Source organism: Methylorubrum pseudosasae, assembly GCF_029504475.1.
GTDB lineage: Bacteria > Pseudomonadota > Alphaproteobacteria > Rhizobiales > Beijerinckiaceae > Methylobacterium > Methylobacterium extorquens.
The window spans coordinates 148,317-173,721 of sequence record NZ_JAQGDU010000002.1; the positions used below are offsets into that span (position 1 = coordinate 148,317).

Here is a 25,405-nt window from a genome sequence, read left to right on the forward strand (position 1 = left end):
GCGCAACGGAGTACTCCTATTCTGCGCGTTCATGAGAAGGCGCAGAGCTAGGGGATATAGGGCGCTGATCGGTTTTACGGAGACCAGCCGTTGTTCGACATCTTCGGCCGCAAGCGCCGCGAGGAAGAGCGCCGTCGCAGAGAGGAGCGGGAGAACCGCCTGCGCCGCGCCCGTCTTCTCGACGCGCCTGGCGCGCCCCGGTCGGCAGCGAACGACAGCCAGATGAACCCCGCCTCGCCATCCGGCATGATCCTGAGCCCGCTCAGCCCGATCTCGCCAAGCTATGGCGCGTCGGATCACTCGACCTCGTCGCACTGCTCCGGCTCCTCGTCCTACTCGGACAGCGGGTCATCCTGCTCCGGCGGGGATAGCGGTGGCGGCGGAGGGGGTGGGGACTGAGCATCGGCATGCCCCGCCTCACCACGCTCGCGCCACGCCTCGGCACCCTCGCTGCGACCTATCTCCTGTTCACGCGTTCCTTCATGAGACAAGAAATCTCAGGAGGAATATACATGAACCCACATCAATTTTTGGTGGCAGTCTCGGCAGTACTGATCGTGTCCACGGCTGCACATGCCGAGCCACCCAAAGCTGCCGTTTTCGACTTCCAGCTTGCGAACCTCGGCGCCCAAACTCCAACTGATGAGGACCAAGCCCGCCTCGGCCCCCTCACCGATCTGCTACGTCAGCAGCTACAGGAGAGCGGTCGCTATCAGATCGTGTCCACGGATCCCGTGAGGGCTGAGGTCGAGAAGAGTTCCGACCTGCGCAAGTGCGGCGGATGCGCCGAAGATTTTGCGCGCAAACTCAAGGCGGACGTCGCGATCACTGGCGAGATCCAGAAGGTCTCCAACTTGATCCTCAATATCAACGTCTACGTGAAGGATCTGAAGGCTGACACGCCCGAGCAAGCTTATAGTGTAGACATTCGCGGCAACAACGACACCTCGTTCGATCGCGGTGTGAAGTACCTCGTGAAGAACAACATGCCCCCCGCGACTGAGGCAGTTTCACCGCAGAAGTGAGGCTGGCTGCGGGCTTGCGGTCTGTGCCGCTATACAGCTCTCAGAAGCCTATCGGCTCCCGAACCCAGCCTGATCTTTCTCAACGGCTCTCAACGCGTTCTCGAACGCCTTGGCCTCGGTGGGGAACGAACGGTCGGACCTCTCGGTCGGCTTACCGTGCTTCCTGAGGGCCCATCCGAACTGGCCGTCGGGCTTCTTCAGCGGTTCGATAGTGATAGAATAGGGGGGTGAGGCACTTAATTGGTCATGCCCCCCGTATGCCATGCAGGTCATCCAGCCACTAGCGCCCCCGTTGGTCGGCCAAGGCGGTCGGGCAGTTTCATGCTCAGAGGTCGTCGGTTTGATGCCGACCGCCGCCATTACTTCACCGCGGGGGTCGGCGACGCCCCGCCCCGAGCGGGCGGCCCGCTGCGGGGCTTTTTCGATCCGGCCGGTTAGCGGCCCGATCCGCCACTGCCAGCAGAGCTTGTGTTGCCGCCGCCGGCGTTGTTCGGATTGCCGGCGTTTCCACCGTTCTGCTGAGCCATCGCAGAACCGGTCATGACGGCAAGCGCCAGTGCTGCCGTGATGATCTTCGTCATGTGCTGCTCCGTCTATCACGGCTCCTCTGGCCGCATTCCCGAGCAACTGGACCGATGACCTGACCGGCTGGCTTTGGACTGGGCTGATTGAGAGGATCAGCCTGGATCAGAGGAGTTGGGAATGAAGCGAGGACGGAGGCCGAGCGCGGAGCAGGTCGTGCTGATGCTGCGCCAGATCGAGGTACAGACGGCGCAAGGCAAGAGCATCGCCGTCGCGTGCAAGGAGGCGGAGGTCTCCGAGCAAAGCTACCGTGACGAGCGCCTACGCCAGGAGATCTTCTACTCGCTGAGAGAAGCACAGGTCGTGATTGGCCTATGGCAGAACACCTACAACCGTGTCCGGCCGCATTCGTCGTTGGGCTACCGGCCGCCCGCGCCTGTCAGCTTCCCCGATCTGGCCTACCGGCTACCCATGGCCACTACCATGCAGTAGCCTCCCATCTGGCCCGGTCAAAAATACCGGTCAGGTCAGGTTTGCCCAATTAAATATAGCGCTCCTAACTCTAATTTAATGCGCATAATTCGAGATTTCTGCATCGATAGATGCAGTAACCACTCGTTTTGTATGAATGGATACAATCAGAGTTCCCATCGGGTTGGTTGGTACCTCCGATGGTGAACGGGCCGGGTGAGCCGCACAAGGCTCCCCGGCCCGCATCCTTCTCACAGCATGTCCGCAAGTTGGGCGCCTTGCAGATCAATCCTGCCCTTGCTGCTGCTCTGGGGTCATGCTTTCGAGTGTCTCAAGTGCCTCGCGAAGTGCGGCCTTCGCAGCGCCGATCCCAACCTGCCTCAGGTCAGCTTCGGTTTGATCGCCCGGCGCTCCAATTGGCACCTGTATTCTTATTTCGGTGTGCCGCAACTTGCCCGCAACGTAATCGTCGCTCGTTTTAAAGAGCACAACCGCGGCGCTGTCCCGCAGCAGATCCAAAGTCAGCGCATCCAAAGTCATCTGCGGCATCGGCTTTTCCATCAGTAAGTTTTCTTACTCAGATGGTGAACGGGCCGCGTGACGAGCACAAGTGTCCTCGCCCCGCATAAATTTCGTCATCGAGTCTTAATGACCCTCGTCGTCACCGCGAACATCGCCGGGCAGACCCGCGGCGAGCCCGTGCAGTTGCCTGATCGGCGCCGTCGTCGGCTCTCCACGATCGTCGCCCGCCATAAGCCGCCGCCCGGCCGCCGGTTCATCATTTCGGTGCACCGGAAGGGCGAGACCTTCCTGCGACCGACGGACGGGGCGGTGCGGCTGCGCGCGGACCGGCGGCGCACGCTGGTCGGGCCGGACGGCGTGGTGCTCGTCACCATCGTGCCGGGCCGCGGCGGGATCGCCTCCATCGGTCTTGCCATCGCGTCGATCGCGCTGATTGCCGTGGCACCCTACGCCGCGCCCGCACTCGCACCTGCGATGGGTGGAGCCGGCATCGCGGTGTCGGCGGGCGCCGTGCAGGCGGGCCTCGTCATCGGCGGTGTCGCCCTCTGCGACGCCGCTCAGGCCTCGGCTGCGGCCAAGAAGAAGACCGAGCGCAGCTTCTTTAGCGTCACCGGCGGCGGCAATATCCCGAAGCCCGGCGCGCGCAAGCCGCTGCTCTACGGCCGGTGCTGGACCACCCCACCGCTCAGCCAAAAGGATTTCATCACATACGACGGCGACACGATGGCGCTGACCAACCGCATGACGCTTGGGATCGGCCGGTTCCAGATCCACGCCGTGCATGTCGGCGAGGCGGCGTTCTGGCTTGAGGGTGGCGGCATCCAGGCGCCGTTCAACTCGACGGATGGCACGTTCGGGACGCAGGTCGAATTCCTGTACGGCCAGCCCTCGGCCATCGCGCCGGGCGACGTCATCTCCTCGCCGTCGGTCGGCGGGCAGGAGATGCCGCGCCCGGGCGGCAATCACGAGCGGACGCCGTGGTTCCGGCTGACCCCGCAGGGCGTCACCGCCGATGCGGCACAGATGTCGTGGACCTATCCGGCGATCTACCGGATGACCTCGCAGGGACGGCAGGCGCCGACCGTGGCCGGCGTCGTGTTCCAGGGGCAGGAGATCAACCCGACCACGGGCGAGCCGGTCGGGCCAATCTTCGACCTGTGGCGCTCCAGCGAGGGCGCGACCGCGCTGACCACCACGCCGCTGCGCCGCTCGGCCTACTTCCGCCTGCCGAAGAGCGGCGCCTTTAAGGTGCGGCCGCAGAACATGTATCCCGAGGCGGTCGGGTTCGAGCAGAAGAACACCGCCTCGTGGGACGAGATGGCGGCGATCGAAGACGACGTCCGGATACGGCCGAACACCACCGAGATCGTCATGCGGGTGCGGGCGGGCAAAGGCCTGACCGTCACCGCCTTTTCCGAGATCTGGGTCGATGCCACCCGTATCATCCCGGTCTGGGACGGCGTTGCATGGGTCGAGCAGGCAGAGCGCAAGGCGGTCTGGGCCTTCGCCGACCTCGTGCGCTCGCAGCGCGGCCTCGCTCTGCCGAACGGCTTCGACGCGGACACTTGGCTCGCTCGCTGCCGCTCGGACGCGATCAGTCCTACGATCTGACGGTGTCTTGTGACGAGATCAGCCAAGGCCTGAGTTTCGGCATCGGCCCGAGCGCGAACGGGTGGGTTGGTGGCCGCCGCGAACGGGGCGATCACGGTGGCGTCGATGCGGTCGGTCTTGGCGCGTTGGCCCAAGGCGTGAGCGAAAGCACGGACCTGTGCTGGGTTCACGATCACGGCTGGCAGCCTCCAGGTGGTGAGAGCACGTGCCACCATGGCTTCCAAACCGCCGGTTGCCTCCAGGACGACGAGCTTCGGCTTCAGGGGCCGGAGGCGTTCGCACAGCTGCTCCACGCCCTCGGTCGTACGGTCAACGGCGAAGTTCGCTCTAGAGGGATGAACGTGAATATCGAGGCGGTCACGGGCCACGTCGATCCCGACAACAGGAGCGTCCATCTGATCCCATCCTTGCGCAAGCGGGCTTCGCGTTGAGCGGCCCAAGCGACATTTCGGGTTCGATGGAACGGCGGGCGAGGACCCTGGCTCACTTGCGGGCTTGGTGGCCCCAGAGGCTAACGGTCTCCCACCCGCCACCGCGCCGAGGAGCATACCCGGCGAGGTTGGGATCAAGTTACAAGAGGCTACTGCAAGGCAGCAGCCATGGGTAGCCGGAAGGCCAGATCTGGGAAGGTGACGGGCGCCGGCGGCCGATAGCCCAGCGACGAATGCGGCCGGACGCGGTTGCAGGTGTTTTGCCACAGCCCGATCACGATCTGCGCTTCCCTCAATGAGTAGAAGAATTTCCTGCCGTAGGCACTCATCGCGCAGCTCTGCTCGGAGATCTCTGCCTCCTTGCACGCCAGGTGGCCGCCGCGCTCGACAGCACGAGCCCGACCGCAATCAGCAGGCGATAGAAAGGGGAAAACGATCATCGCCGTGGCTCGGGCGGGGACAATATGACTGGATCAGCGCGGCTGTGGGGCAGGCACGCGAATCGTGACCATCTGGCCGCTGATCGGATTGGCAATGCCGATATTTGCCGCGGCTCCGGTCAAGCTCTGAGCCTAATTTTCAATTGCTAAAATCATTAGATTCAAATAAAATCCTTCAAAATTGAACTAGAGGCGCATTCTTAGGCTTCCTAAAGAGAAAGCTATCTTCTCTGGTAGGACACGATGAATATCAAATGTGCTCTTTTTCTCGTTGCCCTGGCTGCGTGCACACCATCAACGGCGGTTGCTCAGGAAAAGTCTGCCACCGCTAACGCACCCGCCGGTGAGGCTCGTTGGCAAAAGCAATGCGTAGACAAAGCGAACTATGACAATCTCGGAGCGGATCTGCGGCCTACATTCATGATTGAGTGTGTCGCAGGTGCCAAGCTTGATGCTCTTACCAATCCCGCTGCGCAGAAATAGAAGCTTACGCAATCCAATGGGTTGCCCTCGAACGCTCGGGACTTCGACGTTACAGAGATACTCGCACCCTACCGATCGGGTCACATCCTCAATTGACATCTTCCTTGAACAAACTCCCTTGGTCTGCACTGGGCCCATTTCGGGCACGCGATACCGCGCTCGTCCTCGCTGGAGGCAACGCGCTCGGCGCCTACCATGCGGGAGCCTACGAGGTTCTGCACGAACGGGGCATCCGCCCAGACTGGGTCGTTGGTGCCTCAATCGGTGCCGTGACGGCGGCCATCATAGTCGGCAACGCTGCCGAGGAACGGGTCGCGAAGCTCCGGCAGTTCTGGGATGAGGCGACGCAGCACACCGGTCCCAGCGTCACAGGCTTGCTGAAGCCGCGTCAGTACTACAACGCCCTGCACGCTCTCCTAACGCTGACTCAGGGGCGGCCGAATATCTTCCAGCACCGCTTTCCCGGAATGTGGTCCACCCTACCGTGGATGCCGAACGATGTCGCTCTGTTCGACCACCCCCCCCTGCTAGGCACCCTGAAGCGGCTCGTCGACTTCGACCGGCTGAACCGGGGTGACACACGCCTGACAGTGGGCTGCATCGATGTTGAGACCGGCGAGGAAATCTATTTCGACACCACCCGTGAGACCATCCGGCCCGAGCACATCCTGGCGAGCACTGCCATTCTTCCTGCGTTCGCCCCAGTCGAGGTGGAGGGTCGCCTCCTGTGCGACGCGGGCTTCACGAACAACTTGCCCCTCGATCCACTGTTTGTGACCGAGCCAGAGCGCGATCTCCTCTGCATCGCATCGGACCTGTTCAGCCCACGCGCACCCCGTCCGGCTTCGCTGGATGCAGTGCTGGAGCGGGCGAACGATCTTATTTTTGCCAGCGCAGGCCGGCGTGCCATTGCGGGCCTCCGGCGAGAGTACGCTCTGCGCCAACAACTCGATCCGGATGGACCAGCAGTCACGCTGCTGCACCTCATCTACCAAGCGGGCGCCGACCAACTTTCGGCCAAGAGCTTTGACTTCTCGCCCTCCTCGATCTGCGACCGTTGGGCGGCCGGCAGTTGCGACATGATGCATGGGGCAGACTGGCTGGCATCCCACACCGCCAATGGCCAACGCTTCATTTACGAGAGCCTCTAGACCAGCCTAACGCCTATCAGAGTACCAACTTCAGCGCCCTGTTCGGATGTGGCTAGCGATCCGTTAATGTTGATTCTCCGGGTCGTGCCGCAGCCTCACCATGGCAGGAAGCGGTCCGAAGCTGGTCGCCCCGACAGCATGAATGCGATGGCACCGACGACGTCTGCGAGGACCACAAAAACTTTTGCCCCGAACATGCTTTCCCCCTCGCCCCTGATCGGGCTGGGTCCGTCTGACGCGAAGCTGAGGGGGAAGCGCGACCTTCAGCGCGTCGTCAGGGTCGCAGCTTGGGAAGCCGATTCTACCGGGCACCTGTCGCGGGCGTCTCCTCGTCCCATTCGCGATCTCACCGCCTCGGCAGTTCGGCGTGCTCCCGCTCCGCCCCCCCCGCAGCCGCAAGCTGACGTGCCGGAAGAGGACGACCCGGCGGTAAAGGACACTGAGCAGCAACCGCCCTGACGTTCTGCTCGGGCTCGGCATTCCATCAGCCGCCGAGCCCTGTCTCACGTTAGGTCTTAGGCTGGTTCGGCGACTTTGCGAGGCCGACCAGCACGCTTCGACTTAGAGGCCGGCGTTGGCTCAGGCTCGGGCGCAGGCGCCGGCTCGACTTTCTTGCGCTGATTGCCCAGGCCAAGCTGTTTAGCCAATGCCGAGCGAGTCGCTGAGTAGTTCGCGGACACTGAGGGATAGTCACTCGGCAATCCATAGCGGGTGCGGTACTCGTCAACCGAGAGACCATGCACGGTGAGATGCCGCTTTAGGGTGCGATACGGCTTGCCATCGACGAACGAGATCAGCGCGTCCGGCGTGATCGATTTCTTGATCTGCGCCGGCGTCGGCTTCTCGATCTCACTACCGGCTTCGGCAGAGGATGTCGCCAACAGGCTCGCAAACGCACCATGCACCTGAACGAGCAGGTTCGGCAGTTCGCTTGCTGGAACGGAGTTGTTGCTGACGAAGGCGGCGACGATATCTGCCGTCATCGTCAGCAGATCGGGCGATGTGCTGTCTTCCATAGTGATTTGCTCCTTACAAAGGCAGCACTTTCACGGCACCCGCCGTAGCGCAACACTACGACGCGAACATAGTTGTATGAGGCGGTCGCTTCTGCTGGCTAGAATTTCGGCGGGCTGCAGCGGAAGGGCTGCCACCCACCTGGAAGCGTCAGGCTGCTCGGGCCACCGGCGCAGGAGCATCCATGGCGCGCAGGTAAACCTCCATCAGGCTCTCCTGCTCGTCGCGCTCGTCCTTGTCCTGCTTGCGAAGCTTCAAGATCTCCTTGAGCACCTTCACATCGAGGCCTTCGCCCTTGGCCTCGGCGAAAATCTCCTTCTTGGCCTCCATCAAATCCTTGATCTCCTCTTCGATGCGCTCGACGCGTTCGATGATGGAGCGGATTCGCTCGCCTGCGACGCCTACCGTGTCCGTGGTGTCGGTCATGCCTTCCTCGTGCTCACTGGCCGCGTGCAGTCTCGCGGCTGATGGTAAGCGGGGCGTTAAGGCTGAAATTCCTGCAGACGGTCCAGCATCAAGGCCGCGCGCTTTGCTGAGCAAGCAGCGTGCGGGTTGATCTCATAGGGCGCCACCCGACGAATCCGGTCGTGCGGCAGGCCGCGGCGGCGCTTAGCGGCCTGCTCAGGCCCATCGCAGAACCGACGCTTTGGACTTCAAGCCGTTCGTAGAAGTGCGCTCTCCTATGCAGACACCTGCAGGCGTGTCTGGCAGATCAAGATGATTGGGGTGACGTGCAACGGCGTGATAGAGTGACGGAATGCGTTCCTGGTTCTGGCTTCCTGTTCTGCTTCTCGTCACGCCAGCCGACGCTGAGCCGTTCGTTGGCCGGGCCTCGGTTATCGACGGCGACACGCTCGACGTTCGTGGAACCCGCATCCGACTTCACGGTATCGACGCACCGGAAAGCGCGCAGCTCTGCAAGGACGCCGCTGGCAAGGACTATCGCTGCGGACAGGCGGCTGCCCTGGCTCTCGCCGATCACATCGGCAAACGCCTCGTGACATGTGATCCGCGCGAGATTGACCGCTACGGCCGCGTCGTTGCCGTCTGCCGTGCCGACGCGGAGGACCTGAACGCCTGGATGGTCGGGCAAGGGCACGCCGTAGCGTACCGGCGCTACACCGAGGACTACGTCAACACTGAACTTACAGCGAAGGCGCTCCGCCACGGCATTTGGGCGGGCACGTTCCAGGATCCATCCGAGTGGCGGCGCTCTAAGCGTGCCGGCGGTGAACGCTCGAGGCCTGAGACTGTCACGCCACCGAGCAAGGCGAGTGGCTGCAACATCAAGGGCAACATCTCAGCCGGTGGAGAGCGGATCTATCACCTGCCCGGCTCGCGCGATTACGAGCGCACCCGCATCAACGACCGCGCTGGCGAGCGCCTGTTCTGCTCGGAGGACGAGGCAAAGGCGGCCGGCTGGCGGGCGACGCGAGGCTGACGACCGCATGGCCGAGGTGCGGAAGCGGATGCTCGCGACGGCGGACGGCAGAAACTAAAAACCCCGCCGCGGCTGAGCCGGGCGGGGCAAGTCTAGGTCGATATGCGGAACGCCCGCTGGAGGGCGGGCATGAGGTAGACGGATAGCGGCGGGCGTATAGTCCGCTTCAGTTCGCCGCCCCTCCGAACGGAAGCGCACCCGTCCGCCACCAATCGCCGATGTACGGCTAAGTGCGCTACGAATGAGGGGGAGGAGGGTCGATGATCAGGCTCTGAGCACTCCCGCGCTCCGATCGCTCAGAAGCGTACGATAGCGCCTCAAGCAAACAATCGCTGTGTTTCAGCGTGCAACTTTGGCTCAGACGCACTCTCGCTGATCATCGAGGCGTGAGGCCGATCAGGCGAGCTTGCAGCAGGTCGATCTTGCCGCGGCCGTACATCTGGCGCTTCACGAGCTTGAGCTTCGTGATCTGCCCCTCCGTCTGGCCGTTCGACCATGGCAGCGTGATCGCGGCCTGAACTGCGGATCGGTCCCGACCAATGCCGCGCGCGAAGGAGGCGACGAGACTCGCCTCGGCTCGCCTGAGCCATCCTTCGAGCCGGCCAGGCTCCATCGCTCTTACCATCGTCTGGAAGGCGCCCACCACCTCACGCGCCTCGACCAGCGCCGGCATCCCGTCCTCGACGGTGGCCACGGTCAGCGTCTCGGCCTTGGTCAACCGATCGCGACCGGTCGTCAGCCATCGTGCCAAGGTTCGCGCCGACGGCACGCGCTGAAGCCGCTCGATGTTGGCCTGCTCTGCGCGCCGACGTCGCGTCGCCCATTCCCCGACGACGCGAAGTGATCCACGGAAGCCCTGCAGCTTCGCCTGTCGCCAGATCTCGGTCGCATTGCGGCTGCCTGCGTCCCACTGGGCGTCGAGCCAGGGCAGATAGGCTTCGAGCGAGCTCTGGCGGACCCGGAAGACGTCCGTGCGCTCGCCGCGTAGGACCGCACGCACCACCTTGCGGCTGTGGCCCAGGCGCTGGCCAATCCGGCGGATCGGAACGCCTGCTTCGGCGAGTGCGCGGATGGCCGCGTCCGCTTCCTCCCGCCGCTGGTAACCCTCGTACTGGATGCGCTCGGCCGCGGTGAGGAGCGCCGGATCAAGGACGGCCGCGCTGATGATCTCGCGAACCTGACGCATCGACCTGCGCACGGCATCGACGAAGCCGCGGCTGGCGTTCTCCATGAGGTGCCAGCGGTCGGCGACCTGGATAGCCTGCGGCAGAGCGCGGGCGATCGCCTCACCGTATCCGCCACCCCGATAGCGGGCGACGATCTGGATCGAGGCGTTCTCCTTCAGCCAAGTCTGTGCGGTGGCCTGCTCGCGGTCTGGCAGGAGCGCGACGATGCGGCGGCGTTCGAGATCGCAGACCAGGGTGCCGTAGCGGTGATTGCGTCGCCAGGCGAAGTCGTCGATGCCGATGACGCCGAGCGGATCGGATCGTGTGGTCGCCCGACGGCGGATGACGCGCAGGAGCGTGTCGCGACTGACGGGCAGCCTGAGGCGCTGGGCGAGGCTCGCACCGGGCCGACCACCGAGTGCGAGCCCGAGGTGATGGACGATCTGCTCCAGCCGCGAGGTGCGTCGCGCGAAGGCGGGCAGGACGTCATCGGGAAAGCGCTCGGCGAAGATCTTCCGCTTGCAGGCAGCTGCGCCACACCAAAAGCGTCGTACGACGACCCGGAGCTCGACGCGCCGACCGCCGAGCGGCAGGTCGGCGGCACGGCGCCGGTAGCGGCTTTGGAGGCGACGCGAAGGCGTCCCACAATCCGGGCAGGCCGCCACCGCGGCTCCCGATCTCACGACCAGACCGACCCGGTCGGCGTCGCTATCGAGATGATCGACGACGAAACCAGCGGGTACGAGGCTCGACGACCGGAAGCGGGGGCGCATGCTGCGGCTCCATCGTGGATGTCCGCAAACTCAACGCCGCTGGTACCAGCGAGAGTGAGTCAGAGCCAAAGTTCGACGCCGATCCAGGGTCAATGTTCAACGCTGTTTGACACAATCGCCGCCCAAACCCGTCCTAAGTTCGTGAAAGTCGGTAACATCGGCCTACAGTGGCGGACATCATCAGCGAGTCTGACACAGGTGCTGATGGCTGGGAGAGGCGAGCGCTTCCGCCTGCAATGCGAGGCGAAGCGCTATGGCTTTAGCCCCAAATTCACACGCCATAACCATGCTCATCCGCAAGCTGGAGAGCATCGACACTCTTACGGACGAGCAGCGTCAGGCCATCGAGAGCCTGCCGATGAGAATTCACAACCTCAGCTCCCGGCAGGACATCGTGCGCGACGGCGACAAGCCCTCGCACTGCTGCCTCATCCTCGATGGCTGGGCCTGCCGCTACAAGTTGCTCGACGATGGCAGGCGGCAGATCTTTTCGTTCCATGTCCCAGGCGACATCCCGGATTTGCAGAGCTTGCATGTCCACACCATGGATCACAGCCTTGCTACCATGACGAAGGCCAGCGTGGCCTTCATCCCGCACGAGAACCTGCTGGATCTGACGCTCCGGCATCCCAGTGTTGGCGCTCTCTTCTGGCGCAGCACCCTGATCGATGCGGCGATCTTCCGCGAGTGGATGGTCGGCATGGGTCGACGCTTGGCCTTCGAGCAGGTCGCGCACCTTTTCTGCGAACTTTACCTAAAGCTGCAAGCGGTGGGGCTGGCCGAGCACTACCGCTGCCCGCTACCGATCACCCAGATCGATCTCGCTGATGCCCTTGGTCTCACCAACGTGCACATCAGTCGTGTGGTGAAGGAGATGCGTGACCGGTCCCTAATCACATTGCACGATCACACGCTGGTGATTGAAGCGTGGGATGAACTTCTCCGGGTCTCAGAGTTTGATCCTACCTACCTGCAGCTGGAACAACGAGCAGCTGGATGACCCTTCGCCTTCAGCCCGTCCAAGTTGGTACGGGCAGTTCCGACATGGAGAGCCAGCTTGTCTACTCGGAAGGCCTCCTGGTGGCCGTTCTAGTGCGGCTTTCGGACGATCACGATGATCGATCCGGAATGTGGTTTCTGGAGGCGGGATTTGGGCGCGTTGATCACCCCGACCCGCCCACCTTTGCCGATCTAGACGCTGCGCAGGACTGGATCGCGCAGCGACTTGCAGGCACGTCGTAGCCGCCATTATAGCAATCGGTGCGAACTCAACCGTTCGCTCGACTCCTCTACACCCCTCTGCTCAATTAGCGCCTGTGGGCTCCGTGTGGAGCTGCGCCAAGTTCTGATGACTGCTCGGGCTTACGCTCAAGGAGCCCGCACCACCTCCTCCGGCGTCTCTCGGGCGAACGTTGTCAGCGGCCCGACGTGATCTCGGATCGGTCGTGCGGCCGCTCTCCCGGCGCGGTCACCACCGGGCTGATGCGCGTGCTCGGCCCGATGAACAGGAAGGCGCGGGCGTCCTTGGCCAGTTTCCCGCTTGCAAGCATGACCGACTGGGCTGAGCACTCTGTGCACTGCTTATCATTACCTCAGCGCCGGGGTTGCCCGAGACGTCGCTGATACCCGGATTTCTCGACTTCAAAGCCTCATCGTCGGCCAATCCGTGCGTCGATTGACGGTGAGGGATTCGAACTCACGGAGGCCTTTGGCGCCCGTTAGGTGCTGCCCTTCAGAAGAGTCGCCAGACCGCAAGACCTCATCAATTCTTGTGAAGTGGGGCGCCGACCTCACCAAAACCGTCAAGGTTTAGCTATCAGGCCGATCCGGTCACCTCGTGATTGATTGCCGCCATGCCGTCTGTGTCCCGCGCCGTCGTTTCTAAGCAGCGCGAGATCTCCGCGCTGCTCGCCACTTATGCCATGTCCCTCAGCGGCGTGCTCGTTCTGGCCTGGGCCGCGGCATAAGCCCTCCGGCAGAAGGCGGCATGCTGCCATGCCGATCCGGCGCGAGCACCGTTTCTTCTACCCGATCGACTGGCCGCAGCTCTCGGCGGTGATCCGCTTCGGCCGTGCAAAGGGCCGGTTTGAGTGCTGCGGGCGGCCTCACGGGCGAACGGTGATCCATCTCGGCGGACGGCCGATGGTGGGACGAGGAGGCGGCTTCTTGGCGCGATGGAGTTGGGCGACCTGTCTGCCTTGCGGTCGGTGCCGACGATGTGCTCGGAACGGCTCGGACGACGCGGGTTAGTGCTCGCAACCGGCCATCGGAACCATGACACGGTCGACAACAGCCCGGCCAACCTCGTGGCGTGGTGCCAGCGCTGCCATATCTTGCACGACGGGCTAGAGCATCGGCGGCGGAGTGGCGGACACTGTTCCGGCGGAAGGCGCTCGGAGATCTCTTCCGCGGTCCCTACGGGTAGAGGGACGCGCCGGCCGCGCACGAACGGGGTGAACGTGGCAGCTGGCGCGCTCGCAGACGGGAACCCTGACGCTCAACCCCCGCGATCGGGGATAGCCTCCATCAACGCCTGAACCGTCCAGTCGGCTGCGTCACGTCTGGCACCACGATCAGGTTGAGATCGAGCCGATCAAAATGCACACCATCGATGTCAATTATGAAATCATCCCATTTGATTCATGACGCTGGTGCCCGCACATTCTTTTTCATGAAGCGACGGGGGGCCGCCGCAAGAACGATGAATAGGCTGATCACCATGTCCAAGCAGATCATCTCGGGCGCTGCCGCCACCCTGGCGCTTACCCTGGTCGCCACCACCGCCTTCGCGGGCGAACCGGTCAGCATCGACAACACCAAGACGGTCGGTGCGCTCGCTCTGGAGACCAGGGGTCTCGCCACTGACACTAGATTGGTCCACCGCCAGGGAGGCTATGCCCTTCCCGGCGCAGTCCAGTGGAAGGTCCCGGCCACCGACGATCGGGTGAAGCAGGCCGCCGCCTTCTGAGGTAGCAGGAAAAGTGAACGGCCACGGGAGCCGGAACGAAGGTGCGCGTACATCCGGCGTCACCCCAATCCCGGCATCGTGGCCGTGTCCGATCAAGCGACAGGATCGCGATCGGCATATCCCTCAAATGGGGGCGGCATAATTAACAATCAATGGGCGGCCTGTGCCTTCGGATCGCGCAAGCCCCTGTTACGTGCGTCCATCTGGTTAATAGGATGAAGAGATACGTTGTCCTTACGCCTTGTCGCAGCATGCTTTTCGGAGGCAATGCTGTACGTCTGCCTCGATCAAGCTGTTATACATGCCCGGCCCCGACGACTCCCTCATCGATACCATCTACGAGGCGGCTCATATCCCTGAACTGTGGCCGGTGTTGTTGGACCGACTATCCGAATTAACGGATGCGTGGGGCGGGATGCTGTTCACTGCCACACCTGAAGCGACGCGCTGGGTCGCGTCCCCACAGACCACAGACTTCTTCGCGCAGTTCCTGGGTGCCGGCTGGATGGCGAAAAACCCACTCGTCGAGCGCGGTGTCCGTCGCAACCACGCTGGCTTTCTAACCGACCTCGACCTGTTCACTCATTGCGAACTCGATGCCGAGCCGATGTACGACTACATGCGCCGGATCGGTGGCGGGTGGCATCTCGGTACAGCCATCACAGTCCCAAACGGCGATACTCTCGTCGTCAACATCGAGCGACGCCACACGCAAGGTGCCTTTCTGCGAGAGCAGGCCGAGCAGCTTGATCTCTACCGGCCTCACCTCGCCCGCGCAGCCTTGCTGGCCGCGCGCTATACCCAGAACCGCTACGAAACGGCCGTCGGCGACCTCGAAGCTCTCGGCCTCGCCGCTGCTGCTGTATCGCTTAGGGGCAGCCTGATTGCCTGCAATGCTCGCTTTCAGGCGCTTATGCCAGCGTTGGTTCAGGATGGACCAAGTGGGCTCATTGTGTCTCACCAGCCGGCACAAGCGCAGGTACAGACCTATTTGGCGCGCACCCGTTTGGCAGCAGATATCATCCCAGGCGCCTCAATCCCGATCCCTGCTGCGCTAGAGCGCGGGCCAGCAATCCTCCATCTAGTGCCGGTGAACGGCGCAGCACGGGACATTTTCGCGCGTACGGCATGCCTCGTCGTTGTCACAACGGCCGAGCCAGGATGCCTGCCAAGTTCCGAGCTTGTCCAGGGACTGTTCGACCTGACGCCAGCCGAGGCGCGGGTTGCCCGCGACATCGCTCGAGGGCTGGGGGTACCCGAGGCAGCAGTTCAAGCTGGCGTAACCCAGGGCACTATTCGCAGCCAGTTAAAAGCAGTCTTTGCAAAAACTGGCACGTCACGGCAGGCTGAACTCGCTGCCCTGCTCAACGGAATAAGCCCATTGAGGCCAAGCGACTCCGATGAAATGTCGTGAACCGCTTCACAATCGATGGAATGCGCTTGTTAGAACCTGCCCTGAGGCGGCGGGGCACCGTTCGATCATAGCAGCCGCCCGTGACCTGACCGGTATTTTTGACCGGGCCAGATGGGAGGCTACTGCATGGTAGTGGCCATGGGTAGCCGGTAGGCCAGATCGGGGAAGCTGACAGGCGCGGGCGGCCGGTAGCCCAACGACGAATGCGGCCGGACACGGTTGTAGGTGTTCTGCCATAGGCCAATCACGACCTGTGCTTCTCTCGGCGAGTAGAAGATCTCCTGGCGTAGGCACTCGTCACGAAGCTTTTGCTCGGAGACCTCCGCCTCCTTGCACGCGACGGCGATGCTCTTGCCTTGCGCCGTCTGTACCTCGATCTGGCGCAGCATCAGCACGACCTGCTCCGCGCTCGGCCTCCGTCCTCGCTTCATTCCCAACTCCTCTGATCCAGGCTGATCCTCTCAATCAGCCCGATCCAAAGCCAGCCGGTCAGGTCACGGCCCGTCGTGTGGGCGAGGATGATCCCGGAGACCGAGAGCGATTCCTGCACGGCGGAGGCCATCTTGGCGATCCGTCCCTGCAACGCGTAGGTGGTCTCCTCGCGCATCCGCCCGACGCGGACGCTGATCCAGGTCGCGAGCGGTAGGACCAGGAACGAGAACAGCGCCAGCCGCCATTCCAGCAGCAGCATGGCGGCGGCCGTCATCACGACTGTGCTGGTGTTGCGCGTTGCTTCGCCCGCCGTATGCGTGACGAGCGCCTAGAGGGCGCCGATGTCGCTCGCGATGCGGGACTGGATGTCCCCGGCCCGGGTCGCGGCGAAGAACCCGAGCGGGAGCGCCTGCAGGTGTGCGTACACGGCTACGCGCAGGTCGTGCATCACCGCCTGCCCGACCTTCGCAGTGAAGAGGGCCTGCAGCACGCCGATGGCCGCCCCGATGGCGGTAAGGCCGATCAGGCTGGCCGCGAGGGCAGCCTGCAACGGCATGTCGCCTCGCGGGAGCGCGACGTCGATGATCTCCCGGAGTAGGAGCGGGGCAGCCAAGCCGGCGGCCGACGCCAGGGCGATGAGCAGGAAGACGAGGGTAATCCGGCCCGCGTAGGGGCGAAACAGGCCGAGGACGCGGACCGCGGACACGTGCCTGGCCGCCATTTCGTCATAGGCGGCGTCGCGCTCGTCCGGGGCTTGAACCGCGGCGAGTTCGGTCGAAGGGGACTGTGCCATGGTTCAGGCCCGGTCGTCGCCCGCAGGCCCGGGTCGTCCGGCAAGGGTCATGGCGATGAGCCGCGCGCGGAGCGCGCCGAGCTCCGGGACCGGATCGGTCGGCTTCTCGCGCACGAGGTAGGCGATCCATGCGCCGTCGGCGGCCAGCCGGACGAACTCCAGGTCGGCGTCCCCGTCGGTGTCCCGATGGCGGTGCAGGCGCTCGGCGAACCAGTCCGACACCATCCGCCGCAAGGCCGGCTCGGCGAGGATCGAGATATGCAGGGCGGCCCACTGGCTGCCCTCGGTCATCATCGGGTCGTGCAGGGTTATGTCGACGTAGGCCTGGGTGTAGCGCCCGTACGGCTCGGAATCCTTCGCCATGGCGGCGTCGATATCCGCATCGAGCTGCGCGATGAGGTCGGCGACGACGCCCTCGACCAGGGCTTGCTTGCTCGCGAAATGGTGGAACAGCGCGCCCTTTGTCACGCCGGCGGCGTGGCTGACCGCCTGCACGGTGACTGCGGCGAGACCCTGCTCCAGGGCGAGCTTGGCGGCGCGATCGAGGAGGGTGCGCCGGACGAGCTCGGGTTGCTTCTTGCGATGGTAGGCGGTCGCCATAGCCGTTGCCCGCTGACGCCGCGGCGCTCTTCGCCATTATGATGCCGACCTGACGGTATCTTTCAAGTGCGGTCATCGTCTGCTAGGCATCGCAGCGTCCAGCAAGCTCGCCGACGGCGAGGCATCACCCTGGTATAGCGGTCGCTAATGAGCCACGACATGCTCGTCGATGGTCCGCCATCTTGGACGTCGTCATGTCGGGCATGAACGGCATCGATCTGGCGGACCGCATCCGCAAGAACCATCCTGACTGCCAGTGTGGCTCGCCTCGGGCTACAGCCATGTGCTCGCGCAGAATGGCACCTACGGCTTCGAGCTGCTGAACAAGCCGTACTCTGTCGAACAACTTTGGCGCCTGCTGCGCAAGGTCGCCCGATGGCAGCGCCGTAAACGCATCCTCGGACGATAAGCCAGGAGGCGTTGTGTTCCGCGCTTGCAGATGCGGAGCGCTTCTTTGTTCTCTGCGATGGTCATGTTCGAACGTCGGACTAAACGACGCGTTCACCCACCACCGAAGAGTGATCCTTCGTGGATCGACTGCATGGCCGCGACGAGGCCGGAGGCCAACAAACTCGATGACGATGGATAACGATGGGAACGGGTCTGAATCTGCGGGACCAGAATGGCGGGAGGAAGCTCGCTTGCCGCAGAACGACGACCTCGAAGTTTCTCTTCCCATTCGAGCACCCTCCTCGAAATCGACCAGGGCGGTTTTCAGGGCCAGATGGATCGGTCGTGCGGCCGGCCTTGCCGGGACCGGCGCCTCACTGACCGTCCTCGCCGGCTGGTGGTTCGACGTGCCGGCCCTGCGCCGAATTCTTCCCGGCCAGCCCCCGATGGTGGTGCTCACGGCCATTGGCGTACTCCTGCTTGGACTGTCGCTGCTTGTGGCGACTCTTACCGCCTTGTCGCGTAGCTGGCGCAGCTTCGGACAGTGCCTTGCCGGCCTTGCCGCCGCCGTCGGGATTGGAGGCCTATTTCAGCACCTCCTGCCTGGCACTTATCGTCTGGATGACCAGGCCCAGCGCCTGCTATTTGGTCCGCTCAAGCCGAGCAGCGGCATGGCCCTCGCCTCGGCAGCCGGTATCCTGGGCTCCGCCATGGGGCTCCTCCTCCAAGACCTTGAAAACAGATGGCTGCGACGCCTCGGGGGGCTCGCAGCCGTGTTCGGCTTTGTCGTCGCCGCCGTCGGCCTCCTCGGCTATGGCTACGGTCTAGGCGTGCTCCACCAGAGCGGCCCCTTCTCCCGAATGGCGCTCGTTACCGCCATCACCCTGGGCATTCTCTCCGCCGGCATCATTCTCAGCCGACCCAGCCGACCATGGGTAGCAGCGGTGCTTGGGGGTGGCGATGCCGCGACCCTGACGCGACACCTCCTCCCATCCGTAGTGCTCGCACCCCTTATCCTTGGGTGGCTGGTGCTCCAGGGGTTCCGCGCCGGCTACATCGAGGCCGAGACCGGGATGGCCGTCCTAGTCATCCTCCTGGTGCTCTGGCTCGCCGGCCTGACCATACGTCTGGCGCACAGCATCGACCGGCGTGCGGCAACTGAACGGAAGCTGCGTGACACCCTCCAGGACATGAACGAAGCCCTGGAACGGCGCGTTGCGGAGCGGACGCGCGAACTCACGGCTGCCCAAGACGCGCTGGTGCAGTCGCAGAAGATGGAGGCCATCGGCCAGTTGACCGGGGGGGGCGCGCATGACTTCAATAATTTGTTGACCATTATCCGCTCTTCTGTCGAGTTCCTGCGCCGCCCCGACCTGCCGGAGGAGCGCAGGCGCCGCTACATGGATGCGGTTTCAGACACGGTGACGCGGGCCGCGAAGCTGACCGGGCAACTGCTGGCCTTCGCGCGGCGACAGGCGCTCAGGCCAGAGGTATTCGACGCTGGGGCACGTATCCGCGCGATTGCCGAGATGCTCGATTCCCTCACCGGCGCGCGCGTCCGCATCGTTACGCACCTGCCTAGCGACCCTTGTTACGTACGGGCGGACGCGAGCCAGTTTGAGACGGCCCTGGTCAACCTCGCGGTAAATGCACGTGACGCAATGGAGGGTGAGGGCGCACTGACGATCCGCCTAGCCTGCGGCCGAGCCATGCCGGCGATCCGCGGGCATGCAGGCTCGGCGACGCCCTTCGTCTCGGTTGAGGTTACAGATACCGGCTCTGGCATTGCGCGGGAGCACCTCACGCAAGTCTTCGAACCCTTTTTCACCACGAAGGAGGTCGGCAAGGGCACCGGGATCGGCCTAAGCCAGGTCATCGGCTTCACCAAGCAGTCCGGGGGCGACGTCGACGTGACGAGCGTGGTTGGGCGAGGCACCACGTTCACGCTCTACCTCCCCCAGGCCGACGCTGAGGGGAACGGAACGATGGGCGATCCGGAACCGGAAGGGCCGGCCATTGAGATGGCCGACAAGTGCGTCCTGGTAGTGGAGGATAACGTCGAAGTCGGTCGTTTCTGCGCGCAGATCCTGCATGACCTAGGCTACGGCACGGTGCTCGCGCAATCGGGCGAGGCGGCACTCGCTGAGATCGAGGCGGTGCCCTTCCGATTTGATGCGGTGTTCTCGGACGTTGTCATGCCCGGTATGGGCGGAATCGAATTGGCCAAGCGGCTGCGGGAGCTCCATCCGGAGCTGCCGGTGATCCTCACCACTGGCTACAGCCACGTCCTAGCCCAGGACGATGGCCACGGCTTCGAGCTCGTGCGGAAGCCCTACTCAGCCGAAGAAATTAGCAAGGCGCTTTCGTGGGCAACAAGGCGTAAGCTGAAGGTCCCTCCGGCAACACTCGTTAGCGGCGCCTGAGAGATTCCTGCTTCATACGCGAAATTACGGGTTTCCTCCGCTCGCATGGAGGCATCGAAGCTCTACTGATTTCAGTGTCGCAGATCGCTCTGTTTAACGCACCCGGGCACTCGGCATCGACCGCATTAATGGGCCACAACATGCTGATGTCGTGACCGCCGCTCAAAGGTCCGCTTCTTCCTACCAAGCGGACGTCTCGGCCGGCAGGCTTGAGGGTCTGCAAGGGGTCAAAAGTTCACTCCCCCCGCTTCTGCTTCCAATGAGCTTCGAAGCCCTTGCGGGGCCACTGGAGCATGTTCGACCCCGTTCAGCGAGCAGAGCACATGTTCTCAAGTTCTTAGAATGGTGCCGGTTACGTCAGGGCTCTGTACATAGCGATTCAACCTCCCGCTTGTGCATGACGCCATCGTATCCTGGGCAGCCGGTGAGCGCGCCGTCGCGGATTTCGCGCACGGCGAACAGCACGATCGCCGGGGCGCGCTCAGGTGTGAGCGAAGCGTGAGTATGGCGGACCACCGATCGGGGGAATGACAGCCCGCCAACTGCTGGCCAGACAGGGTCAGCGCAGCAGGAACAACTTATGCGCTCGGACAACTCGGCACATAAGCGCAATCCGCAATATCTGGTTGAGCAATATCCCCCCGCGCTGGTCGTGCCCTTGCCTGGCTGTCACGCCCCTGATTCGGCTTAGCGAGGCGTAGAACAGCGGGCCGGTACTGAAGAGGGGGGGGCGGCACCGACCCGCCGGCCGTGTACCGCGGGTGTCGGAGGAGACCACGGCGCAACGACAGAAATTAATGGAACGCGACCAGCAGGCGTTCAAGCCGAGCGTGCGGCTTACCTCGATCAGGCACCAAGGTGGTCACGCCTGAGCAAGGCCCAAGATCAGTGGGCCGGTGTTGCCCCATCAGAGCGCCCCTTCAACACCAGCCCACTGTCTGCGCCTGCAATGACGCGGCGAGCATCTGCAGGCGCGGTCATTCGTGCCGATTGCCCCTGGAGCGCTCAAGCTGCTCCTTAGAGGTACTTCGATAGTATTGCCCGAGCCGGCCGGGCCCGCCGCGCATCTCCACATCAGAACCATCACCATGACCCGTGTGCTTCTGCTCGCGGCGCTGGCGCTCGCCTGTGTCGCGTCTCCCGCCCTGGCCTTCGAACTGGTGCCAGGCCCATCCCGAAGTGGTGGAACGATCTCTCTGGTCGGCGGCACCGTCTCCCTGTTCGATGCCGCTATCTCCATGCGTCGGGCGCGGCTCGGTTTGGCCGTGTCGGCGTTCGGCGTCTTCGTCGCCATGACCGGCGCGTCAATCGCCGCCGAACTCGGGACCATCGGCGACAAGGCCGTGATCCTGCCCTGGGGCGATTGGCTCGTCGCGCTGGCGGTGTCTCTGCGCGAGCCGATCCTCACCATCCTCCTGCCGATCATCGCGGCCTACATCATCCAGGCCATCCGCAAGGTCTACCCGTGGGCGGCCCTGTTCCTGTCGCAGCGGCGGGTCGAGATGATGCTCGAGGCGGCCGTCGACTTCGGCCTCGACGCCGTGAACGGAGCGGCCAAGGGCAAGACGCTCTCGGTCAACGTGGCAGTGCCGGTGATCGCCAAGGGCACGCAGTACGTCATCGACACGGCCCCGCCTGCGGTCATCAAGGCGGCCGGCGGCGCGGACGGCATCGCGGCCCGGATCTTCCGCAAGCTCGACCTGGACGACCACGCCAGCGAGGCGGCTGTGCTCGTCCCGGCGCAGGAGCAGGTGGCCGACGGCACGGCGGACGCCGACGAGCTGCGACGCATGGACGAGATGACCCGGCGATAGGCAGGAGGGGCGCATGCCCGGCTCAAACGGGGGAGCGCGCCGGCCGCTCCTGCCCATGCACTCCGCCGGCCCGTACAGCACCTATCGCCTGTTCGAATGGTGCTGGCGACGATGATGGTGCTGATCGCCTTCACCCTCGCCATGCCGGGCGACACGATGGAGCGAAACGCGCTGAAGCCGATCGCAGAGATGGGGTTCAGCGAGGCCAACATGGCGCTGCTTTTCGGTTGCGCCGGGAGCGTGCGGGTGATGGCGCTCTTCCTGAATGGCTACATCAACAACGTCCGCGTCGGGCCGAAAGGCGCCTATGCGCGGGCCGCCGGCGCGGGTGTCGGCTGCCTCATCATGGGCCAGTTCGCCATGGCCTTAATCTATGATGCCTTCAATGTGGCACACGCACCGAGCTTCGTCATCCCGGTGTTCGGCACGCTGGCCGGGTTCGAGGCCATTTCCGTCTACATCGCCGTACTGGACAGCGTGTCGCGCAAGAGCCGGATCGGCAAGGCACTGGCGGCACTTGAGGAGGTTCGGGGCTGATGGATTGGCTCACCTTTCTCAAAGACGTGATCGCGACCCAGCAGTTTCTCCAGATCTTCGTCGGCGGCTGCACCATGATGCTGATCGGCTGGATGGTCACCCGAGCACGAGGTGACCGCGACCACCTGCCGCCACCGGCTCCTGTCGGCATCGCCGATGTGCCGGCGCCCTTCCTTCAGGGGCCGCGCGAGGCGGTCGACCTGATGCGCGAGCTGCGCGACCTCGCCCGCCGCCAAACCGAGGATACCGGCCGGATGGCGGAATGCCTCCGCATCATCCGAGAGGAGACGAAGCGGCAGACCGAGATCCTGGGGCTGATCGAGCGCGAACAGGCGATCGAGAACCGGGCCCATCACGAGCGGGATCGGTCGTGAGCCCCTGCTTCATCGCGATCACCCTGACCGGCATGCTCGCGAGCGGAAAGCCGGCCAAGGACACCTGCGCCTGCTTTTTCATCGGGTGCTGCTGGCCCCGATGAGCCGTGGGCCGATTTCAAGGTGTGCGCGCAGTAGGCGGGGCTACCTGAGGACACTCGGGCGGAGGTGGGCTTTTGCGGCCTTCAGGGGGATCACAGGGAGGTGAGGCAGGTATGCCGGCCGTATCCCTGCTGGTGCTGCTGGTGTCAATGGTCATGTGGATCACTAGGGCCCCAACCGCGGTCACAGCGAACAGAATTACCGCGAGTAAGGCGATGAGGCGGAAGCGGTCCATGGTGGCACTCATGTGCTGCTGCGATACTCGACGTATTCACCGGCGCCCATCCGCTGTTCCCGATTGCCGCATTACGACAGCTGCGACGGCGGAACTCCGTGTCGTGATCGAGCCGGACCGGCGTCAGCATGCGCGTCGTGAGATCACCATCGGGCCGCTGACGACGTTCGCTCGGGAGACGCCGGAGGAAGTAGTTCGGGCGCCGTGCGTGGAGCGTGGGCCGCATTAGCTGCGCCATGATCGTGACGCCTCACATCAGCCAAGCCCGATTTCACAGCGCCGCGATCTCACCGCGTCAGCCGGCATCTTACTTTGACCGATGCGCCCAAGTCTTCAATTAGCTCAGCGGAGATCATCGCTGCATTCTTGCTCGCTGCATACTTCAAGCAAGACTCTCTATGCCCAAGGTATATTTCTGGTTTATTCCACGTTATGTCTTTCTCGACAATTTCCTGAGCAAATACCGATCCAGGAACCAGCAGAAAAATTACGGAAAGGGGTATCGCTTTCATGGCAATGCGCCTCTTGGCTCAGCTAGACATAGGAGTCCTCTATCAACTCATACCCAGCTGCCGATAGTGAAAACACGCTTAGGCACGACTCGATACGGAGTCATATCTGCAGAACTACCCGACTGCGGGCATCGGCCAACCTGATGGCTGATCACCAGCGGGCTTGAAGAAAATGACTTGCCCCGCCCGGCTCAGCCGCGGCGGGGTTTTTCGTTACGGTCTACCGCCCCGAAATACGCCTGCAACCCGCTCCAACGGCACTACTGGCCGATCACGCGGGCGCAGAACGTGGTGAACTTCCAGATCGAGCGGAAGCCGTAAGGCCGGCTGGCGCCGAAGAGCGTCACGCTTGACGGTTTGGCCCCTCATGAGCCGCCGCCGGTACCCGCGCCGCTGCATCGCCCTGTGCGAGCGCGAAATCCACCTCGACCGCATCGGCGGCTCCATCGTCGTTGATCGCCGGCCCGCAGGCACTCCGCCGGATTGCGTGCCGATCTGGCTGTTCGAGAAGTGAGCCTGCTTCCTTTCGACGGAGGACACCCTACCCCGTTTGGGGGATAGATAATGTATGACCTATTTATTTAAGGTTATATTTAGCGATTACAATAAAGCTGGAGTGCAGCTTTGATTAGAAACTCATATTCGTCCATCGCTTCGGCTGAGCCTGTCAATCTAACGATCATGATTGCTTCGACCTATGTACGAAACCATACGTTAGATGCGGCAGATTTGCCTGGCCTTATTCAGGGAATATACTCGGCGCTTGCTGGATTGAAGGCGAAACCGGAATCTCATGCGGCGCCGAAGGTTCAGGGGCCAACGGCTAGACAAATCCGGCGATCGATTTCGCCCAAGGGATTGATCTCGTTTATCGACGGCGCGCCGTACATGATGCTGAAGCGGCACCTTCGTCGGCATGGGCTAGATCCAGACAGCTACCGCGCCCGCTATGGCTTGCCGGCAGACTATCCCATGGTGGCGCCGAGCTATTCGGAGCGCCGGTCGAGAATCGCCTGTTCCTCCGGCCTGCCGCATCGGCGCCGGAAATGGCCGGCGAAGGCTGATGTGGGAACCACATCCGGAGCCTGATGCTCGCATTGCCGGATGGACTTGGCCCACGGCGCTCCACCGTCCCGTCGCCCTGCGCCGACGTCGAACTCTGGCTGAAGGATGCACATGCCTGCCTGTTCATCTGGCCGAGCACGCGCATCAGCCCGGTAGTTACCGATCCGGGTAACCGGCCGCACGCCCGCTCAGAGATCACCATCGGACTGCTGACGACGTTCGCTCGAGAGACGCCGGAGGAGGTGATGCGGTCGCCGTGCGTGGAGCAGGACTCGCCGTAACGTGTCTCACCAGTGCACTTCACTCCTGCCGGCTTTGCTCCGATCTGGTCTGGCTCAGCGCTATTAGTGCGCCGAACGCGCCGCCCGCCGATCCAAGAACGCCTGCCAGCGCGACGGCAACGGGAGGGATTGGCGCAATCTGCTGCGGCCACAGCAGCCAAAGAGTGCCGAGGGCGATGAGCCCACAGCACACGCCGCTCAGCAGAGCCATGATGACACGACGTTTGACGAGTTGTTTGGTCATCCCGTCGCATCTAGGGCGCGCGGGGGTTTAATCGCGTCCTGGGCGTCATCATCGCCACCCGGCCAGACATTGGCCCGGCGATCGAGCGCACCCGGCCCTACATCGGCGATTGGTGGCGGACGGGGTCGCTTCCGTTTGGAGGGGCTGCGCCGGGATGAGGCAACCCATCCT

General features: G+C 63.5%; 24 protein-coding genes and 7 pseudogenes. 18 read left to right on the top strand and 13 right to left on the bottom strand.

All coding sequences use genetic code 11. The annotated features are described in order from the left end of the window. Nucleotides 1-90: 90 nt before the first annotated feature. Both M2437_RS01555 and M2437_RS01560 read left to right on the top strand, forming a co-directional pair. Nucleotides 91-399 (top strand): hypothetical protein, encoded by a 309-nt coding sequence (locus M2437_RS01555; protein WP_043708039.1) that lies wholly within the window; start codon nt 91-93, stop codon nt 397-399. A gap of 113 nt (nt 400-512) precedes the next feature. Next, the gene (locus M2437_RS01560) at nt 513-1,025 is read left to right on the top strand and encodes a DUF3280 domain-containing protein (protein ID WP_003605604.1); all 513 of its coding nucleotides are present in this window, start codon (nt 513-515) and stop codon (nt 1,023-1,025) included. Between the two features lie 48 nt (nt 1,026-1,073). Here the strand turns inward: M2437_RS01560 and M2437_RS01565 are convergent, their stop codons facing one another. Then, nucleotides 1,074-1,289, bottom strand: coding sequence for a hypothetical protein (locus tag M2437_RS01565; RefSeq protein WP_003605606.1), 216 nt, complete (start codon nt 1,287-1,289; stop codon nt 1,074-1,076). 170 nt (nt 1,290-1,459) lie between these two features. Continuing rightward, nucleotides 1,460-1,606, bottom strand: a complete 147-nt coding sequence (locus M2437_RS01570; RefSeq protein WP_165618071.1) for a hypothetical protein — start codon at nt 1,604-1,606, stop codon at nt 1,460-1,462. Nucleotides 1,607-1,853: 247 nt separating this feature from the next. Here M2437_RS01570 and M2437_RS01575 point away from each other — a divergent pair. Next, nucleotides 1,854-2,039: pseudogene (locus M2437_RS01575) on the top strand (integrase core domain-containing protein); the annotation flags it as partial. 264 nt (nt 2,040-2,303) lie between these two features. Here M2437_RS01575 and M2437_RS01580 read toward each other — a convergent pair. Beyond that, nucleotides 2,304-2,579, bottom strand: coding sequence for a hypothetical protein (locus M2437_RS01580; protein WP_245265661.1), 276 nt, complete (start codon nt 2,577-2,579; stop codon nt 2,304-2,306). Between the two features lie 87 nt (nt 2,580-2,666). On the opposite strand from M2437_RS01580, the gene M2437_RS01585 reads away from it, so the two are divergent. Beyond that, nucleotides 2,667-4,151 (top strand): hypothetical protein, encoded by a 1,485-nt coding sequence (locus M2437_RS01585; protein ID WP_253389204.1) that lies wholly within the window; start codon nt 2,667-2,669, stop codon nt 4,149-4,151. Here M2437_RS01585 and M2437_RS01590 read toward each other — a convergent pair. Both M2437_RS01590 and M2437_RS01595 read right to left on the bottom strand, forming a co-directional pair. After that, a pseudogene (locus M2437_RS01590) lies at nt 4,106-4,546 on the bottom strand (IS110 family transposase); the annotation flags it as partial. The gene M2437_RS01585 and the pseudogene M2437_RS01590 overlap by 46 nt on opposite strands. Before the next feature lie 185 nt (nt 4,547-4,731). Further along, nucleotides 4,732-4,921, bottom strand: a pseudogene (locus M2437_RS01595) (integrase core domain-containing protein); the annotation flags it as partial. A gap of 688 nt (nt 4,922-5,609) precedes the next feature. Here M2437_RS01595 and M2437_RS01600 point away from each other — a divergent pair. Continuing rightward, nucleotides 5,610-6,656 carry a patatin-like phospholipase family protein gene (locus M2437_RS01600; protein WP_253389205.1) on the top strand — a complete coding sequence of 349 codons (1,047 nt, stop codon included), beginning with the start codon at nt 5,610-5,612 and terminating at the stop codon, nt 6,654-6,656. A 515-nt stretch (nt 6,657-7,171) separates the two neighbouring features. Here M2437_RS01600 and M2437_RS01605 read toward each other — a convergent pair. Then, on the bottom strand, nt 7,172-7,672 hold the full coding sequence (locus tag M2437_RS01605) for a Ros/MucR family transcriptional regulator (RefSeq protein WP_082291596.1): 501 nt from the start codon (nt 7,670-7,672) through the stop codon (nt 7,172-7,174). A 148-nt stretch (nt 7,673-7,820) separates the two neighbouring features. Further along, a complete protein-coding gene (locus M2437_RS01610) occupies nt 7,821-8,096 on the bottom strand; it encodes a DUF2312 domain-containing protein (RefSeq protein ID WP_209688665.1) in 276 nt (91 codons plus the stop codon). Nucleotides 8,097-8,427: 331 nt separating this feature from the next. Between M2437_RS01610 and M2437_RS01615 the strand changes: the two genes are divergently transcribed. After that, the gene (locus tag M2437_RS01615) at nt 8,428-9,111 is read left to right on the top strand and encodes a thermonuclease family protein (RefSeq protein ID WP_209688666.1); all 684 of its coding nucleotides are present in this window, start codon (nt 8,428-8,430) and stop codon (nt 9,109-9,111) included. A gap of 376 nt (nt 9,112-9,487) precedes the next feature. Here M2437_RS01615 and M2437_RS01620 read toward each other — a convergent pair whose 3' ends face one another. Then, complete coding sequence (locus tag M2437_RS01620) at nt 9,488-11,050, bottom strand: ISL3-like element ISMex24 family transposase (RefSeq protein WP_253389206.1); 1,563 nt, start codon at nt 11,048-11,050, stop codon at nt 9,488-9,490. A gap of 253 nt (nt 11,051-11,303) precedes the next feature. On the opposite strand from M2437_RS01620, the gene M2437_RS01625 reads away from it, so the two are divergent. After that, entirely contained in the window at nt 11,304-12,050 is a 747-nt protein-coding gene (locus M2437_RS01625; RefSeq protein WP_253389207.1) for a Crp/Fnr family transcriptional regulator, read from the top strand. Between the two features lie 415 nt (nt 12,051-12,465). Here M2437_RS01625 and M2437_RS01630 read toward each other — a convergent pair whose 3' ends face one another. After that, the gene (locus tag M2437_RS01630) at nt 12,466-12,600 is read right to left on the bottom strand and encodes a hypothetical protein (protein WP_277570185.1); all 135 of its coding nucleotides are present in this window, start codon (nt 12,598-12,600) and stop codon (nt 12,466-12,468) included. A 445-nt stretch (nt 12,601-13,045) separates the two neighbouring features. Between M2437_RS01630 and M2437_RS01635 the strand changes: the two are divergent. From M2437_RS01635 to M2437_RS01645, 3 genes and pseudogenes are all read left to right on the top strand, one after another. Then, nucleotides 13,046-13,475, top strand: a pseudogene (locus M2437_RS01635) (hypothetical protein). Between the two features lie 294 nt (nt 13,476-13,769). Continuing rightward, nucleotides 13,770-14,018: a hypothetical protein gene (locus M2437_RS01640; protein ID WP_082289903.1), complete on the top strand. Its 249-nt coding sequence runs from the start codon at nt 13,770-13,772 to the stop codon at nt 14,016-14,018. Nucleotides 14,019-14,319: 301 nt separating this feature from the next. Continuing rightward, a complete protein-coding gene (locus M2437_RS01645; RefSeq protein ID WP_209688669.1) occupies nt 14,320-15,432 on the top strand; it encodes a helix-turn-helix transcriptional regulator in 1,113 nt (370 codons plus the stop codon). A 119-nt stretch (nt 15,433-15,551) separates the two neighbouring features. Here the strand turns inward: M2437_RS01645 and M2437_RS01650 are convergent. The 3 genes and pseudogenes from M2437_RS01650 to M2437_RS01660 all read right to left on the bottom strand — a co-directional run. Then, nucleotides 15,552-15,740 (bottom strand): annotated as a pseudogene (locus M2437_RS01650) (integrase core domain-containing protein); the annotation flags it as partial. A gap of 119 nt (nt 15,741-15,859) precedes the next feature. Next, nucleotides 15,860-16,657: pseudogene (locus M2437_RS01655) on the bottom strand (ABC transporter transmembrane domain-containing protein). A 3-nt stretch (nt 16,658-16,660) separates the two neighbouring features. Then, on the bottom strand, nt 16,661-17,257 hold the full coding sequence (locus M2437_RS01660) for a TetR/AcrR family transcriptional regulator (protein ID WP_209688670.1): 597 nt from the start codon (nt 17,255-17,257) through the stop codon (nt 16,661-16,663). A 185-nt stretch (nt 17,258-17,442) separates the two neighbouring features. On the opposite strand from M2437_RS01660, the pseudogene M2437_RS01665 reads away from it, so the two are divergent. From M2437_RS01665 to M2437_RS01700, 8 genes and pseudogenes are all read left to right on the top strand, one after another. Next, nucleotides 17,443-17,666: pseudogene (locus M2437_RS01665) on the top strand (ATP-binding protein); the annotation flags it as partial. A 268-nt stretch (nt 17,667-17,934) separates the two neighbouring features. Next, the gene (locus M2437_RS01670) at nt 17,935-20,070 is read left to right on the top strand and encodes an ATP-binding protein (protein ID WP_253389680.1); all 2,136 of its coding nucleotides are present in this window, start codon (nt 17,935-17,937) and stop codon (nt 20,068-20,070) included. A 1,088-nt stretch (nt 20,071-21,158) separates the two neighbouring features. Continuing rightward, on the top strand, nt 21,159-21,884 hold the full coding sequence (locus tag M2437_RS01675; RefSeq protein ID WP_253389208.1) for a hypothetical protein: 726 nt from the start codon (nt 21,159-21,161) through the stop codon (nt 21,882-21,884). Nucleotides 21,885-21,980: 96 nt separating this feature from the next. Continuing rightward, entirely contained in the window at nt 21,981-22,421 is a 441-nt protein-coding gene (locus tag M2437_RS01680) for a hypothetical protein (protein ID WP_499006401.1), read from the top strand. Further along, nucleotides 22,421-22,795, top strand: coding sequence for a hypothetical protein (locus M2437_RS01685; protein ID WP_253389210.1), 375 nt, complete (start codon nt 22,421-22,423; stop codon nt 22,793-22,795). The genes M2437_RS01680 and M2437_RS01685 overlap by 1 nt, the downstream gene beginning before the upstream one ends. A 1,216-nt stretch (nt 22,796-24,011) precedes the next feature. After that, nucleotides 24,012-24,158 carry a hypothetical protein gene (locus M2437_RS01690; protein ID WP_209688671.1) on the top strand — a complete coding sequence of 49 codons (147 nt, stop codon included), beginning with the start codon at nt 24,012-24,014 and terminating at the stop codon, nt 24,156-24,158. Between the two features lie 110 nt (nt 24,159-24,268). After that, nucleotides 24,269-24,733 carry a Ros/MucR family transcriptional regulator gene (locus M2437_RS01695; protein ID WP_261926200.1) on the top strand — a complete coding sequence of 155 codons (465 nt, stop codon included), beginning with the start codon at nt 24,269-24,271 and terminating at the stop codon, nt 24,731-24,733. Next, nucleotides 24,733-24,990, top strand: coding sequence for a hypothetical protein (locus tag M2437_RS01700; RefSeq protein WP_253389211.1), 258 nt, complete (start codon nt 24,733-24,735; stop codon nt 24,988-24,990). The genes M2437_RS01695 and M2437_RS01700 overlap by 1 nt, the downstream gene beginning before the upstream one ends. A 19-nt stretch (nt 24,991-25,009) precedes the next feature. Here M2437_RS01700 and M2437_RS01705 read toward each other — a convergent pair whose 3' ends face one another. Further along, on the bottom strand, nt 25,010-25,234 hold the full coding sequence (locus M2437_RS01705) for a hypothetical protein (RefSeq protein WP_128089884.1): 225 nt from the start codon (nt 25,232-25,234) through the stop codon (nt 25,010-25,012). Nucleotides 25,235-25,405: the final 171 nt, after the last annotated feature.